Origin of the sequence: uncultured Sphingomonas sp. (assembly GCF_902806265.1) — a bacterium.
Taxonomy (GTDB): domain Bacteria; phylum Pseudomonadota; class Alphaproteobacteria; order Sphingomonadales; family Sphingomonadaceae; genus Sphingomicrobium.
In genome coordinates, this window is sequence record NZ_CADCVZ010000026.1 from 24,736 (window position 1) to 40,592 (window position 15,857).

Annotated in this window: 10 protein-coding genes; 5 read left to right on the forward strand and 5 right to left on the reverse strand. The window is 67.6% G+C overall.

Annotated features, from left to right (window positions below; all coding sequences use genetic code 11):
* Positions 1–8: 8 nt before the first annotated feature.
* Both QZX62_RS06075 and QZX62_RS06080 read right to left on the reverse strand, forming a co-directional pair.
* A complete protein-coding gene (locus tag QZX62_RS06075) occupies positions 9–1,139 on the reverse strand; it encodes a fumarylacetoacetate hydrolase family protein (RefSeq protein ID WP_294172948.1) in 1,131 nt (376 codons plus the stop codon).
* 171 nt (positions 1,140–1,310) lie between these two features.
* The gene (locus QZX62_RS06080; RefSeq protein ID WP_366926184.1) at positions 1,311–3,704 is read right to left on the reverse strand and encodes an exo 1,3/1,4-beta-D-glucan glucohydrolase; all 2,394 of its coding nucleotides are present in this window, start codon (positions 3,702–3,704) and stop codon (positions 1,311–1,313) included.
* Between the two features lie 223 nt (positions 3,705–3,927).
* Between QZX62_RS06080 and QZX62_RS06085 the strand changes: the two genes are divergently transcribed.
* Complete coding sequence (locus QZX62_RS06085; protein WP_366926185.1) at positions 3,928–5,583, forward strand: glycoside hydrolase family 43 protein; 1,656 nt, start codon at positions 3,928–3,930, stop codon at positions 5,581–5,583.
* A 44-nt stretch (positions 5,584–5,627) separates the two neighbouring features.
* Here QZX62_RS06085 and QZX62_RS06090 read toward each other — a convergent pair whose 3' ends face one another.
* Positions 5,628–7,394 (reverse strand): M20/M25/M40 family metallo-hydrolase, encoded by a 1,767-nt coding sequence (locus tag QZX62_RS06090; RefSeq protein WP_294172951.1) that lies wholly within the window; start codon positions 7,392–7,394, stop codon positions 5,628–5,630.
* A gap of 77 nt (positions 7,395–7,471) precedes the next feature.
* Entirely contained in the window at positions 7,472–9,379 is a 1,908-nt protein-coding gene (locus QZX62_RS06095) for a TonB-dependent receptor (protein ID WP_294172952.1), read from the reverse strand.
* A gap of 131 nt (positions 9,380–9,510) precedes the next feature.
* Between QZX62_RS06095 and QZX62_RS06100 the strand changes: the two genes are divergently transcribed.
* From QZX62_RS06100 to QZX62_RS06115, 4 genes are read left to right on the forward strand one after another with little or no spacing between them, the layout of a single operon-like run.
* Positions 9,511–11,586: a protein-disulfide reductase DsbD domain-containing protein gene (locus tag QZX62_RS06100; RefSeq protein WP_294172953.1), complete on the forward strand. Its 2,076-nt coding sequence runs from the start codon at positions 9,511–9,513 to the stop codon at positions 11,584–11,586.
* A 14-nt stretch (positions 11,587–11,600) separates the two neighbouring features.
* Complete coding sequence (locus QZX62_RS06105) at positions 11,601–12,209, forward strand: redoxin domain-containing protein (RefSeq protein ID WP_294172954.1); 609 nt, start codon at positions 11,601–11,603, stop codon at positions 12,207–12,209.
* Between the two features lie 46 nt (positions 12,210–12,255).
* A complete protein-coding gene (locus tag QZX62_RS06110; RefSeq protein WP_294172955.1) occupies positions 12,256–13,440 on the forward strand; it encodes a sensor histidine kinase in 1,185 nt (394 codons plus the stop codon).
* Positions 13,437–14,081, forward strand: a complete 645-nt coding sequence (locus QZX62_RS06115) for a response regulator transcription factor (RefSeq protein ID WP_294172956.1) — start codon at positions 13,437–13,439, stop codon at positions 14,079–14,081. Before QZX62_RS06110 ends, QZX62_RS06115 begins: the two co-directional genes overlap by 4 nt.
* Before the next feature lie 33 nt (positions 14,082–14,114).
* On the opposite strand, the gene QZX62_RS06120 is transcribed toward QZX62_RS06115, so the two are convergent.
* The gene (locus QZX62_RS06120) at positions 14,115–15,233 is read right to left on the reverse strand and encodes a glycosyltransferase family 4 protein (protein WP_294172957.1); all 1,119 of its coding nucleotides are present in this window, start codon (positions 15,231–15,233) and stop codon (positions 14,115–14,117) included.
* Between the last annotated feature and the right edge of the window lie 624 nt (positions 15,234–15,857).

The following is a 15,857-nucleotide window of genomic DNA, read 5'->3' on the forward strand; positions in this document are numbered from 1 at the left end:
TCCTGCTGTCAGGCGTTCGCCGGAGTAAGGAGCTGGCGCTCGGCCAGGTTGCGCATGAGTGCCCGAACGCCGAACCGCCACGGCGGCGCCGCCTTGGATGTGGTCACCGGGTTCACCAGCGTGCCGAGCTTCTCGCTGCTGATCCGCACCATGTCGCCGACCTTGTGGGTGAAACCGCGTCCGGGCTCCTCGCGGTCCTGGGTCGGCGCGAACAGCGTGCCCAGGAATAGCGCGAAGCCATCGGGATAATGGTGCTCGCTCAGGGCCTGGCGAACCAGCTCCTCGGGATCGCGGCTGATCTCGCCCATCAGGCTGCGCCCCTGGAGGACGAAGCCGTCCTCGCCGGTGATCTCCAGCTCGACCACCGCTTCCCGCACGTCGTCCAGCGTGAAGCCGTCATCGAACAGGCGAACGAACGGGCCGATCGCGCAGGACGCGTTGTTATCCTTGGCCTTGCTCAGCAGCAGCGCGCTGCGGCCCTCGAAGTCGCGCAGGTTGACGTCGTTCCCCAGCGTCGCGCCGCGGATCTCGCCGCGGCTGTTAACCAGCAGCACGACCTCGGGCTCCGGATTGTTCCAGTCCGAGTCCGACCGGACCCCGATCGGCGCGCCCGAACCGACGCTCGCAAGCAGGGCAGTCTTGGTGAAGATTTCCGCGTCCGGGCCGATCGCGACTTCCAGATACTGGGACCAGAGCCCCTCCTCCAGCAGCACCTGCTTCAGCCGGCTGGCGTCCGGGGTGCCCGGAACCACCGAGCGGATCGCTCCGCCGATCCGCTGCTCGAGCTTGTCGCGGATTGCCGCAGCCTGCTGATAGTCGCCGCGGGCCCCTTCCTCGATCACCCGCTCGATCGCGGAGATGGCGAAGGTCACGCCCGCGGCCTTGACCACTTGCAGGTCCACCGGCGCGAGCAGCTGCTCGGCCCGAAGCTGTTCGACCGAAAATAGAGGTGCGCCGCGCGCTGCAATCGGGTCGGGAAGATCGAACAGGTCGGCGAGCGTTGGAGCCGCGCGCGACACGTCCTCCACCATGCCATTGCGGATCAGGACCGGAGTCGGGCCGGCCTCCAGCAACAGGCGCCCGGCGAGCACCGCGTCGCGGTGGTCGGCCGGCAGCATCGCCGATGTGCTTAGTTGCATCACTGACCTGTCCCGCTGCGTTTGGTAGCGCTACCATCGGAGCGGCCGCTCTCCGTGTCAAGGCATGCAAACTGGAAAAGCTGTCCGCTCGCCGCGGCTTCCCGGCTGGCCGGCTGCGGACAGCTTCCTGATCTCCGAACCCGCTAAATGGGCGGGCGGTGCTGCCCTGCCCTACTGCCAGGAACAGGCGTTCTGATCGACGACGGCGCTCGCCACGCGAATGTCGGACACGCCCAACGTCATTTGGCCGGCCGTGCTGATGATGGTCGGGGACGACAGCTTCTGCGCGTTGAGCCCCGCCCTGGCGAAGCAGCGCAGCGGCACCGTCAGCGTCCGCCACTCCCCGCGGCTCGCGCTCCTCAAGACTCCGCCGATTGGAACCGCGGCGCTGTCCATCGCCAAAGTGACGGCACCGGCAGGCGCCTGATCCACGCGGTAATCGATCAGCAGACTCAGCTCGCCGGTGGTTTCCCGCGAGAGGTCGATCGGATCATTGGCCTGGAGGCGGAACGACTTCTCGCCGGTCCCAGCGAACCGGACCAGGACCGAGTCCTCCTGCGCACGTCGATCGATGCGCTGGATCTGGGCGCCACCCGAAGTCGCGAAGCTCCACCCGGGCGGAACTCGGCCGCGGCCGAAGAACACGCCATCGGCTCCGCCCGGCACCGGCGGCGGGCGATCCTCGGCGAGCCGCGGCACGGCGACGCGATCGCGATAGTTCAGGCCGTAGCCGTAGGCGAACAGCGGGTCGTAGCCGGCCTGCCCGCGGTTGAGCGGCCCCCCGTCGGCCCGCCGGGGCCAGCTGTAGGACAGCTTGCCCCGGAAATCGTGCCGGGTCCGGCCCGCGCGGTCGCGGAACAGGACGTCGGCGACGCCCGCGCCTTCGCTTCCCGGCAGGAAGGCCGCCACGAAGGCGTCGGATGCGTTCATCTCCGGATTGACCCATAGCGGCCGTCCCGAAAGGAACACCGCCACTGTGGGGACTCCCGCCGCCTTGAGCTTACGAAGCAGCTCGAGGTCCTTCTTGTCGGCGGGGCTATATTCCAGGTTCGGCCGGTCGCCGACGAACTCGGCGTAAGGTTCTTCGCCGAACACCACGATCGCCACGTCAGGCCGCTGCGTGAACCGCCCATCGGCGCTGAGCGTGGCGGTTCCACCCGCTTCATCGACCGCTTGCCGGATCCCCGCATAGATCGATGTCGCGCCGGGAAAGTCGGCGTTGGTCAGCCCGCTGCCCTGCCAGGTGATCGTCCAACCGCCCGACTGCTTGCCGATGTTGTCGGCCCCGTCGCCTGCGACCAGCACGTTCGCGCTGGGCTTGAGCGGGAGCAGGCCGCCGTTGTTCTTCAGCAGGACCAGCGACTCCCGCACCGCCTGGCGCGCCACCGCGCGATGCTCCGGCGCGCCGAGCAGCTGGAACCGGCCGGCGAGCGGACGGGCCGATGGCGCACCCTTGTTGAACAGCCCGGCCCGCAGCTTGACCCGCAGGACACGCCGCACGGCATCGTCTAGGCGCGCCATGGGGATCGCGCCCGATCGCACCTGCGCCAGCGTACTCTCGTACAGGCCCTTCCAGCTGTCGGGAGCCATGAACATGTCGAGCCCGGCGTTGATCGAAGCCGGACAGCTGGTGTTGGTGCAGCCGGGCACCTGCCCGTGCGCGTTCCAGTCGCCCACCACCAGCCCGTCGAAGCCCATCTGCCGCTTCAACGCGTCGGTCAGCAGCGTCCGCGAGCCATGCACCTTCTCGTCCGCTACGCTCGAGAAGGATGCCATCACCGCCTGCACGCCCGAGCGGATTGCCGGCGGGTAGCCCGCGCCGTGGATGTCGCGGAGTTCGGCCAGAGGCGCCGGATTGTCGCCTTGGTCCTTGCCATTCACAGTTCCGCCATCGCCGACGAAGTGCTTGGCGGTGGCGATCACCCGGCCCGCGCCCATGAAGTCCCGGGTTCCGGGGCGCCCCTGCAGCCCTTCCACCACCTTGCCGGCGTAGGAGCGCACAACGTCCGGGTCTTCCGAGAAGCCCTCGTAGGTGCGGCCCCAGCGGTCGTCCCGCACCACCGCCAGCGTCGGCGAGAAGTCCCAGTCGATGCCGGTGACGACCATCTCGCGGGCGGTGACCTCGCCGATGCGGCGGATCAGCTCCGGGTTGCGGGCCGCGCCGAGGCCGATGTTCTGCGGGAAGATCGTCGCTCCGACCACGTTAGCGTGGCCGTGCACCGCGTCGATGCCCCACATCAGCGGAATGCGCTCGCCCTTCCAGTCGGCTGCGTGCGAGGCGTTCCAATAGGCGTCGGCGAGCTTCAGCCACTCGGCCGGTGGAGCATTCTCCTTGCCACCGGGCGCGCTGTTGCCGCCGGCCAGGATCGAGCCGAATTTGTACTTGGCGACGTCCGCAGGCGTGATGCTGGCGATGTCCGGCTGGATGATCTGCCCGACCTTTTCCTCGACCGGCATGCGGGCGAGAATGGCGTTGATGCGCGCTTCCATCACCCGATCGGGCGCCACCTGGCTCCTTACCGCCGGCCAGCTTGCGTCCTGCACCGCCGCGACCGGCGCAGCCAAAGCCAAGGCGGCGCAAGAGGCCACGAGAACGGCCGCAAGCCCCCGCTGCGTTCGGCTGGTGGCAGCGCGTTGATCCTGCATCTTCTTCTCCGCTTTGCGTCTGCATAGCACCATATGGTAACGCTACCATCGCGCAAGAGGCCAAGTCGTGCTGGTACAGAAAGCCCGGAGGAACATGCTCGCTCAAATTGCCGATCGCCAAGGCTGGATGTTGCGCCTGCGCTTGCTGCTGCTTGCAGCTCTCGCGGTCGCCGCCCCCGCAGCGTCCCAGAGTGCCGCCGCTCCGGCTGTGTTCGAGTGGTTCGAGTACCGGGGCGACGAGTCCCTCCCTGGGTCGCGTGCAGGCGAGTACGCCAACCCGGTCCTGACCGGCTTCTACCCCGATCCGAGCATCACCCGGGTGGGCCGCGACTATTACCTGGTCACCTCGACCTTTTCCTATTTTCCGGGGCTGCCGGTCTTCCACAGCACCGACCTGGTGAACTGGCGGCAGATCGGGAACGCCATTTCCCGGCCGGAGCAGCTCAACTTCAAGCAGCTCGGCCTGTCGCGCGGCGTGTTCGCTCCGGCGATCGAGCATCATGCCGGCACCTTCTACATCGCCAACACCTGCGTCGACTGCGGCGGCAATTTCGTGATCACCGCCAAGAACCCGGCTGGCCCGTGGAGCGATCCGGTGTGGCTGCCCGAACTGGAGGGTGGCATCGACCCGTCGCTCTTCTTCGATAATGACGGGCGCGCGTGGATCCTGAACAACGGCCCGCCGGTCGGCGAGCCGCTCTACGAAGGCCACCGTGCCATCTGGATCCAGCAGTTCGACGCGGCCAAGCTGAAGACGGTGGGCCCGCGCACCCTTCTGGTGAACGGGGGTGTCGACATCCGCACGAAGCCGATCTGGATCGAAGGGCCGCATATCTACCGGGAGGACGGCTACTATTATCTGACCGCGGCCGAAGGCGGCACTGCGGAGGGTCACTCCCAAGTCGCCCTGCGCAGCAAGAACGTCACCGGCCCCTACATCCCCAACCCAGCCAATCCCTTCCTGACGCAACGGGATCTGCCGCGCGACCGTCCCAATCCGATCACCTCGGCCGGCCATGCCGACCTGGTGCAGCTGCCCGGCGGAGAGTGGTGGGCGACCTTCCTCGCCGTGCGGCCGTACGAAGGCGATCACTATAATACCGGGCGCGAGACCTTCCTTATGCCCGTCCGCTGGGAGAACGGTTGGCCGCGGATCACCGCTCCCGGCCAGGTAATCCCCTACGTCCACAAGCGGCCCCCGCTGCCCGCGACGGGCAAGCCGTTCAGCCGGCGGCGCACGACGGTGCGCGAGGACTTCGACCGGGCGCTCGGCCCCGAGTGGATGATGATGCGCAACCCGCGCGAGCGTTGGTACGCGGTTTCCGGCGGGGCCTTGCGCCTGCAGCCCCGCGCCGTCGGCCTCAGCGACTTCGGCAATCCTTCGTTCCTGGCTCGGCGCCAGCAGCATATGTTCGCGACCGCCTCGACCTCGGTGCGCTTCGACCCTGCGGCCGGGCAGAAGGCTGGGATCGCGGCGCTGCAGAACGACGAATATTGGTTCCTGTTGTCGCTGGGGAACCGCAACGGCCGGCCCGAGGTGCAGCTTGAGCGCCGAGCGGGACCGGCGGACGCCGCAGCCGGCGTCCTGCTGGCTTCCGCACCCCTACCCAGCGCTCACACGGGCCCGGTCCAGCTCCGCATCCGCGCCCGTGGCGGTGCGTACGACTTCGACTATGCGGTGCGGCCCGGCCAATGGCGAGCGCTACGGCACGGGGCAGACGGCAAGCTCCTCAGCACAAAAACGGCCGGTGGGTTCGTCGGCACGGTGTTCGGTCTCCACGCCTATGGAGCGCGTTGAGCGGCCCCGTCGAGACCGGGCGGCAAGCACTATCGAGAGTGGCCTTAGCCCCGCTCGCCCGGGCGCTGTGTCTCCGCCTGCCCGCTACGGGCACCCGCACTCTCCTCGCGCACCTTGCGGAACTCGGAGCCGGCGCTCCAGGCCGGCCAGTCGCGACTGTTCGCCAGCCGCGCGCCGATCGCATAGTAGAGCTCCGCCTCCTGCGCGGCGCCGCGCAGGTCCCAGTCGGGCGACCAGGCATCGCAGGTCTGGTGATAACATTTGCCCGTAAACTCTTCGAGCCAGCGCTCCCCTGCCGGACGCCCCCCGTTCTGCAGATCGTAGGCGCCCGCCAGCGCCATGCTGAGCAGCACCGGCACCCCGCGCTTGGCCAGGGTGAAGTGATCGGCCCGGTAGAATAGCCCGCGCTCGGGCCGACCCTCCGGTGTCACCGCCCGCCCCTGCGCCCGGGCGCCTTCCTCAAGGTAGCGCTCCAGCTCGCTCTGCCCCTGTCCGATCAGCAATGTGTCGCGGGTCGGGCCGGCCCACTGCAGGGTGTCCAGCGTCAGGTTCGCCGCCATCGTCTCGTGCGGGAACAGCGGGTTCTGTGCATAATATTCGGATCCGAGCAGCCCGCGCTCCTCGGCTGTCCAGGCGGCGAAAACCAAGCTGCGCTCCGGCCGCGGGCCGGCCGCGAACAGGCGTGCGATCTCGATCATCGCCGCCAAGCCGAGGGCATCGTCGGCGGCGCCTGGCCGCACCGTCCGGCCCTGCGCATCGGGCGCGCCGACGCCATAGGCATCCCAGTGCCCGCCGTAGCTCACCGTCTCGGCCGGATAGCGACTCCCCGTCAGCTTGCCGATGACGTTGCGGCTGGTGATCCGCGCCAGGTCCACGCCGGCCGAGGCGGAGAAGCGCGCCTTGAGGTCGATCGGGCGGAAGCCGCCGGTCCGCGCCTGCCGCTTAAGGGTGGCATAGTCATAGCCCGCGCGCTTGAGCATTGCCTTCGCGGCGGCCTGCTGCATCCAGCCCTGCAGCAGCACCGGCTGCCTGGCGCCACTCGGCAGAACGATGTTGAAGTTCTCGCCCGCCGCGCTCTCCACCACGTTCCAGCCATAGGCGGCGCCTTCGGTCTCGTGCACGATGATCGCGCCGATGGCCCCGCGCCGCGCCGCCTCTTCGAACTTGTAGGTCCAGCGGCCATAGTAGGTCATGGTCTTGCCGCCGAACTTGCCCGCGACCGGCTCGCCCGCAGCCGCCTCGAAGTCCGGATCGTTGACTAGGAACAGCGCCACCTTGCCCCTGAGGTCCACGCCCTTGAAGTCGTCCCACCCACGCTCGGGGGCGGACGTGCCGTAACCGACGAAGACGATCGGGGCGTCGGCGATACGAGCGACCTGCGTGTCCCGGACGGTGCTCAGATAGATGTCCTGCGGGAACCTCAGGGGGGTCGTGGTCGAGGCCTGCCGGATCCAAAGCTGCGGCGTCTGCAGTTTCGTGCGGATCAGCGGCACGCGCTGCGTCCAACCCCCATTCTCGCCGCCCGGCTCGAGGCCGGCCGCCTTGAACTGCTCGACCAGGTAGGCGACGGTCTTGTCCTCGCCGCCCGTCCCCATGGAGCGCCCCTCGAACTCGTCCGATGCGAGCACCCGGGTGATCTCCGACATGCGCTGGGTGCTTACGGACGGAGCGGCGGTTGCCTGCGCGGGTCCGGCGGCGGCGAGCACCGGCTCGTCGGCTGGACTAATCGCCGGTGCAGGTGCACCTGCCGTCTGGCAGCCTCCGAGCATCGCCAAGCTCACGACCAACGTGCCCACACGTATCAGATCCATCAGCCTTGTCCTCCGCCGCTCAGGAGCGAAACGGGCGGTCGTCGAATTTGTTCGGTCCCGATCGGGCGACCGATAACTCAGAAGTCCGTGGTCAGGCTCATTTGGAAGCGGCGGGGCGGGTTGTAGTAGAAGCCCTCGCCGATGTTGCTGAACCCATAGGGCTTGTTCACCGAAGGCACCTGTGCGCGAAGCGTTGCCGGCTTACCGAACAGGTCGAAGCGGTAGCGCGCGCCGGGCGCCAGGATGTAGCGCGCCGGGATGACCAGAGTGTTCGCCGCATTGGCGTTCCTGTCCGACGAGCTTTCATAGGCGAGGTCGAGCGACAGTCCCTCGACCCACGGCACTTCCCAGTTCGCCGCGCCCGTGATGACGCGACCGATCGACCCGACCGGCCGCCGCCCGATGAGGCCGAGCTCCACCGCGTCGCCGCCGACTTTCGCGTCGAGGAACACGGCGCCGAGCACGATGCTGAGCCGCGGCGTGATCTGACCGGCAAGGGACGCCTCGACCCCGCGGTTGCGCACCTCGCCGAGCTGCCGGAATTCCTTGGACGGATCGAGGGCGAAGTAGGGTTTGCGCACGTCGAACACGCCTGCGACCAGGCTGAGGCCCTTGCTGAGCTTGAGCCGAAAGCCGGCGTCCTTCTGCTCGGTGATGATCGCCGGCGGGGCCTCGCCGCGATTGGTGGCGATCTCCGGCGCGACCGGGCTTTCCTCCAGCCCCTTGCTGTACCCGGCGTAGAAGACGAGACCGGGCGTCGCGAAGATCGAGAGCGCACCGTTGAACAGCCACGGGCTCGCCTCCGTTACGGGAAGGGCGCCGGAGGGGCGCACCACCTCCTTGCGGTAGAAGGTCCGCTGAACGCCGAGGCTGAGTTCGCCGACCCCGCGCCAGCGTCCTTCATAGCCCAGGCCGCCGGTGAACTGGCGCACCTCGTCCGTGGTCTGCGGCCCCCGCACGAAATCCGGCTGCGGCACGTCCAGCGGCTCATCGATGGGGCCTCGGCCGAAGTCGAAGCGCCGGCTGCCGCCGATCCGCCGGTCGAGCATGCGGCCGCGGGTCATCAGGTGCACCAGGTGGAGGCGATCGCCCTCGATCAGCTGGCGGGTGAGGCGCAGCTCCCCCGAGGTGGACGCGACCCGGCGGCCCTCCTCCTGAATGACCTGGCGGTCTGCGTCGCCCTCCCGCGAGGTATTGAGATACAGGACGTTGAAGTTGCGTTCCTGGCGCGACACGGAGCGGAAGGCACCGCCGCGCAGCGTCCAGTCGCCAGCAGTATAGGTGGCGAGCAAGCCGCTGTTGAAGCCCTGCGACTCGTTCTGCGCCCACTCCGGGCCGAAGTAGCGCCGGCGTTCGATCTTTGGCGGAAGAACCGCGCCTGCCGTGAAGATGATCGGCTGGCCTTCGTCGCCGCTGTTGTCGAGCATGCTCCAGAAGGGAACGACCTCCAGCGTCTCGGTCGGACGCCATCGCGCAACGGCGGCCGCGGAGACCAGACGGCGGTGTCCGCCATAAGACAGCTCATCGCGGTTCACGCCGACCCCCGCCGCGATCCCAAGCGTGCCGGTGACCGGCAGCTGCGCGTCGAGCTCCACCCGCGTTCCGCCGAACGGGCCGATACCGACCACCGTGCTGGCCACGGCCTCCTTCCCCGGCAGCCGCAACGCGAAGTCCGCGACGCCGGTCGGTGCTGGAAACGGGTAGCCCTGGGCAGTCAGGCCGACCCGGACGTTGCTGCCGGAGACGAGCCGGCTGTTGAGGTCGTTCTGATAGTCGAAGTAGAGGCCATTGATGCGAACGTTTCCGGCCTGCACCGGGCTGAAGCCGCGGGCGCTCTGGGGGAAGTAGAGCCCCACGCGCTCGTTGCCGACACTGGTGCCGAACGCGTCCTGCGCCGAGGCCACGGCATTCTCCCCCGCACGCTGGGCAAGGGCCGGCGCGGCGGTGGCAAGCAGGATGGCGGTGACGCCGACGGACCTTAGCATGGCTGTTCCCTCGAATTGGTCCGTCCGGTGTGCGGGCTCGCTCGCCTTGCCGTAAGTGCCGAAGGTCGGCCCGCGCACCCGTGACTTTCGGCATATGGTCAGGGGACCGAGGTCATGAGAGAAACGAGGTCATGGCTGCCTCTCGTGGAGTCCTGTGGCATTGGATCGCGGCGGTGCTGGCAGCCCTGCTGCTGCATGCCGCGGCCAGCGCGCAGTTTCCGCAGCCTGGCAAGAACGCGATCTCGGCGAGCCTTATCGCCGAGACTCCGGAGGTTGCGCCCGGCGGAAGCGTGACGCTGGCCCTGGTGATGCGCCCCGCAAAGGGCTGGCACGGCTATTGGAAAAACCCAGGCGACAGCGGAATCGAGACCCAGATCACCTGGGAGCTGCCCTATGGCCTCACCGCCGGACCGATCCAGTATCCCGTGCCCGGCCGGCTGATCGTCGGCGGGCTGATGAACTATGTCTACGAAGGGGAGTACGCACAGCTGATCGACGTCAAGGTGCCCGCAGACGTGGCACCCGGCACTGCGCTCCCCCTGCGCGCGACTGTGGATTACCTCGCCTGCACCGACGAGGTCTGCGTGCCCGAGACCGCCAAGGTCGCGGTCGATCTGCGCGCCGGAGTTCCCGGTAGAGCGACACCCAGCGATACGACCTTCGACCGCTTCCGCCAGGCGTTGCCCAAGCCGCTGGGCAGCGAGGGGCGGTTCGAGCGCGCCGGCAATCGCTTCCGACTCGCCGTTCCGCTCCCCGCGGGAGTGGAGCTTGCCGAGCCCTATTTCTTTCCGCTGACCGACGGCGCGCTCGCCTATGCGGCCGGCCAGACCTTCTCCCGCTCCGGCGACGCGCTGATCGTCGAAACCGACGCGCCGTCCAACGCGACCAGCATCGACACGGTCGAAGGCGTGTTGAAGCTGAGCGACGGCAACGGTCTATGGCTCAAGGCCGTGCCGGGCAGCGTTCCGGCAGCCGGGACCGCTCCCGCCACCGAAGGCAAGCAATCCTCGGCTCTCCGTCCCGCGGTGCTCGTGGCGCTGCTCGGCGCGCTGCTCGGCGGGCTGCTGCTGAACGTCATGCCATGCGTTTTTCCCATCCTTAGCCTCAAGGCGCTGAGCCTGGCCAAGTCGGGCGGGGATGAGCGGACTGCCCGGCGGGAAGCGATCGCCTACACCGCGGGCGCCGTGCTGATCTGTCTGGCGCTCGGAGCGATCTTGCTCGGCCTGCGGGCGGGCGGCAGTGCGGCGGGCTGGGCGTTTCAGCTGCAGGACCCGCGGGTAATCCTGGTGCTGCTCCTGCTGGTCACCGGCATCGCGCTTAATCTTGCCGGCCTGTTCGAGCTCCCGGCCTTGGATGTCGGCGGCAAGCTTGCCCGGCGGAGCGGAAGCCAGGGCGCTTTTTGGACCGGTGCGCTTGCCGCGTTCGTGGCGACGCCCTGTACCGGACCGTTCATGGGCGCCGCCCTTGGCGCCGCACTGGTGCTGCCGACCGCCGCGGCCCTCGCCATCTTCGCTGGCTTGGGCCTGGGGCTCGCCCTGCCGTTCCTGGCGCTCGGCTTCATCCCGGCGCTGCGCCGCCGCTTGCCCGAGCCCGGACCCTGGATGGCGCGGCTGCGGCGCATCCTGTCGATCCCGATGTTCCTGACTGCGCTGGCCCTCGCGTGGATCCTCGGCCGGCAGGCGGGCGTGAACGGCATGGCACTCGGCCTTGCCGCCGCGACGGTGCTCGCGCTCGCCTTGTGGTGGGTCGGCCATCGGCAAGGGCAGCTGAGTTCGTGGCTTCCGCTCGCACCGGCCGCATTGGCTGCCGCCGCAGCCCTGATCCTGCTTCCTCTTGCCGCCAACCCGCCGGCGACCACCAGCGCTCGGACCGCGCTCGCGTCGGAACCGTTCACCGAAGCTCGCCTCGCGCAGCTGCAGGACGAGCGCCGGCCGGTGTTCGTCTACTTCACCGCCGACTGGTGCGTGACCTGCAAGGTCAACGAGAAGGGGGCACTCGAACGCGCGCAGGTCGCCGAAGCATTCGCCACCAGGAAGGTGGCCGTGCTGGTTGGCGACTGGACTCGCGGCGACGCGGCGATCGGCCGCTTTCTCGAAAAGCACGGCCGCTCCGGCGTGCCGCTCTACCTCTACTACGCGCCGGGCCAGCCGGCCGAGATCCTGCCGCAGGTCCTCACCCCCTCGCGGCTCGTGTCAATGGTCAGTTGAGAAGGAGTAAGACGATGAAAGAGATGCTTGCCGCGTTCGCCGCCGTGGCCGTCCTCGCAGTACCGGCCACAGCGGTGCCAGCTGTCGGCCGGTCCGCGCCCAACTTCAAGCTGGCCGATGCCAACGGCAAGCCGGTAATGCTGTCGGATTTCCGCGGCAGGACGGTGGTGCTCGAATGGAACAACCCGGGCTGCCCATTCGTGCAGAAGCATTACGAGAGCGGCAACATGCAAAAGGCGCAGGCCGCGGCGGCGCGGGACGGCGCGGTATGGCTCAGCATCAACTCCGGCGCGCCGGGCAAGCAAGGGCACATGAGCGGCGCGGAAGCCAAGGCCTTTGTTGCGAAAGCGGGCGCGCGGCCGACCGCCTACCTGCTCGATCCCCGCGGCGTAGTCGGCAAGGCTTATGAAGCGAAGACGACGCCGCACATGTACATCATCAACAAGGCCGGAACGCTGGTCTATGCGGGCGGGATCGACGACAAGCCGACGAGGAATGCGAGCGATATCAACGGCGCTCGCAATCATGTGCTCGCCGCCCTGGCCGAGATGAAGGCGGGCAAGGGAGTTTCCGTGGCGACCAGCCGGCCTTATGGCTGCGCAGTCAAATATGGCGACAGCTGAAACACGGCAGGCCGAAGGCGCGGCCTCGGGCCGTGACTTCCGGCCTATGGCCGCGCCGGCCGGCCTGTGGCAGCCGTCGGGCATGGAAGCTTACCTCAAGGCTCGCCAGGGTTTGATCTTCGGCATCGGCGCGGTCGCTGTTTGGCTGGCCCTCGGCTGGCCGGTGCTGAGAGAGTATCTGGCCGGTGGAAGCGTCCGCGGGGGCCCGGTGGCGGACCTGTGGCTGGTCTGCTTCGCGATCTTCGGGGCTGCATTGCTCGCAGCGCTTGCGCCGAAGCGCCGGAGGGAGCTCCACTGGACGCTGCTCGGGGTTCAGGTTGCTGCCGTCGCGGCCATGGCCAACATCGTGTCGTGGGCAGGAATGTCGATGTTCCTGACCATCGTCGCCTGGCAGGTCGCCATGGCCACCACCCCTGGCAAGGCCCTGGCGTGGGTCGCCGCCCAGACTTTGGCGGTGACGCTGGCGCTAGCCCAAGCGCTCAATCCGGACTTATGCTGGGTCATCGCGAAGTCGATTGCCCTGCAATTGTTGCTGGTGTTCACCGCCCACGCGCTCCGGCGGGAGGAGGAACTGGCTCGAGCGCTGACGAACTCGAACCGGGAGCTGCGGGCGGCCCAGAGCATCATCGCGAATACCGTCCGCGACGAAGAGCGGCTGCGCATCTCGCGCGAGCTGCACGACGCCTGGGGTCATGAGCTGACCGCGCTCGGCCTTCAGCTCGAGATCGCCAGCAACGTGGGCGAACCGAGGCGTGCGAACGAGCATGTCCTCCAGGCGAAAACGCTTGCTCGCGCTCTTCTTACCAAGGTGCGTGATGTCGTTTCCACTTTGCGCGAAGCGGAAAGGTGCGACCTGAAGGAAGCGCTGGCAAGCCTCGCCCATAGTGTGCCCACCCCGGTCATCCATGTGGACGTCGCACCCGACGTCGAGGTTGGCGCCGATCAGGCCCATGTTCTGGTCCGCTGCGCCCAGGAAGCCATCACGAACGCCGTTAGGCACGCCCGGGCCACGAACCTGTCGCTCCGGGTCTACGCCGAGCAGGATGGCGTGCGCCTTGTTGCCCGTGATGACGGCAAGGCGCGGCCCCAAGCTTCGGTACCGGGAACCGGGCTTCTCGGGATGCGTGAGCGACTGGAACAACTCGGGGGCCGGCTGGCAATTCAGGTCGGTGAAGGCCGTGGCTTTACGGTCGACGCTTGGCTGCCGGCCCGCGCTCCGCATACCGCATGATCCGAGTCGTCCTCGTCGACGACCAGAAGCTGGTTCGGCAGGGCGTTCGCGGCCTGCTGGAGCTGGTGCCGGACATCGAGGTCGTCGGCGAAGCGAGCGACGGCGAGGAAGCGGTGAAGAAAGTGCCGGAGCTCGAGCCCGACGTGCTGCTGCTCGACATCCGCATGCCGCGGCTGAGCGGCATTGGCGTCCTGGACGCCCTGCGCGAGGCCGGAAGCCTGCCGCCAACCCTGGTGCTGACGACCTTCGATGATGGCGACGCCGCGATCGCGGCCATCAAGGCGGGCGCCAAGGGCTTGATGCTCAAGGACGTCTCGCTGGAGGATCTCACCCAGGCCATCCGGGCGTTAGCCGAGAACCGAACCGCTTTTCAGCCCGCCATGACCGAAAGCTTGGTGGCAGCGCTTGGTCGATCTCGCCCTACTTCCTCGGACAACTCGATCGCCGAGCCGCTCACCAGTCGCGAGAAGCAGGTGCTGCACCTGATCTGCGCGGGCTACAGCAACAAGGAGATTGCGGACCTGCTTGCCCTGGCGGAGGGGACGGTGAAGAACCACGTGTCCAACCTCCTCCTGAAATTGGGCGCCCGCGACCGGACCCGGGCAGCGCTTATCGCTCTGCAGGAAGGACATCTGGGTTAGGCCGTTGCCCTTCGGCAATCTGACTGCTGCTCACTATGCCCGACGGGCTACGTCCGCTCCCTCGTGCACGCTTCTCCGGGGAGCGGCCCCAAGCCCGGCGACCTCATCGACGATCGTGCGGCAGAAGGCTGGCCAATTCAGGTCATCCTCGAAGCGGGCACGGCTCGCACGCGCTACTTGGAGGTAGGCCTTCGGGGTGGCCAGCAATTGTAGCACGGCACGGGCATAATCCTCGCCGGTCGCCCCAGGCGGGAGCAAGCGGCCGTTGACCCCATCGTTTATGCTGGTGGACACTCCGCCAACGTCCGCCGCGAGGGCGGGTACGCCGAAGGCAGCGGCTTCAGCGAACACATGGCCAAAGGCTTCTACTCGCGACGGAGCCACAAGGACGTGCGTGGCGGCTAATAGATCGGCGATCTTGCGGAAGCCATCGGAAGTGGACTTGTCCACGAACGGCAGGAAGTGGATGCCTTCGTCCACCTTGGTCGGCGGGGTCATGCCGATAACGTTCAGCCGGACATTCACCCCGCTTTGCCGAAGGCTCCGGTAAGCCGCGACGATCGTGTCGCCGCCTTTACGCTCCCAGTGGACGCCGATGGCCGACAGCACAACGGGATCACGCCCCCGCCCCCGGATCATCCGGTCCACCTCCGCTCCCGACGGGACCTTGGGCAAGTTGGCGCCCCAAGGCGCCATGCGAAGCTTCGAAGCGGAGATGCCGTAGGCTTCCTGCACCGTGTCGCAGGAGCTTCGGGACGGGTAGGCGATCAGATCGGCGGTGCGGAAGCTCCTGCCCTCTTGCTCCAATGCCTGCCGGACATACTCCTCGGCCGGCGCCCGCCGCTCGAACGGAACATAGGCAAGCCGCTCGAGGAAGGTCTGGTCATGCGTCAGCACAACTGGAACAGCGACCTCCAGCTCCGCGCAGGCGGGGGACTGGACCGCGATCACGAAGTCGGGCTTGACCTGCCGGATCCGCGCTTCGGCCATGCGACCGACCACCCGCAGAAAGTCGGGCTCCCGATCCCAATGATAATATCGGCCCAGCGAGCGGTGCAGTAGCTTCTTGGCCAGCCAATGCACTCGTACCGCAGGTCTCAACGGAAACAGGTCGCAAACCTCGCACCCAATGTCCTTGAAGCCCTGACGCATCGCGAAGAACCCGCCGGAAAGCAGGTTGGGTTGTGCAGCGTCGTCAAGACTCAGGAATGCAACTCTCCGCCGCCTTGGATTCGTTGCCGGAGGAAGACTGTTCACTGGCTGGGCTGACCGTTCGGATGCTGTATGTTCACTAAAGGATGCAACGAAGCTGTAATCGGTTCGGATGAGCGCCGGGTTAGCAGGCCGTCTTACCCACATAGGCTGCACTCGTTTACAAGTCATGACCCTCAAACCGGCAACCTCGTGATTTGATAGCGATTTTCCGCGGCGCCAGCGCGCGGTGGCCCAGCTTTGAAGACGATCCGGCCCGAGCGACAAACAGCCGGTTCCACATACCCGGGACGTCCTCAGGGACTTCGGCGCGCTGACCCGGTAACTCCTTCTCCCTCAAGGCAGATAGCGGCCCGGGTGAAACTATGCTGTACGGGCAACTCGCATTGCGTGGATGTTTTTGAACAGGGTGCCCTGATGTCTGTGGGTCTTTTGTCCCTCGCTCGCGCCAGGCGGGGGCTTGAAGCGGCATATCAATCGCCCAAGCTGGTCTTGCTCATCATCGCGCTGGGCATCGTTCTGCGGCTTGTCTGGCTGGCGTTGCGGGGCATGATCGAAGGCGCG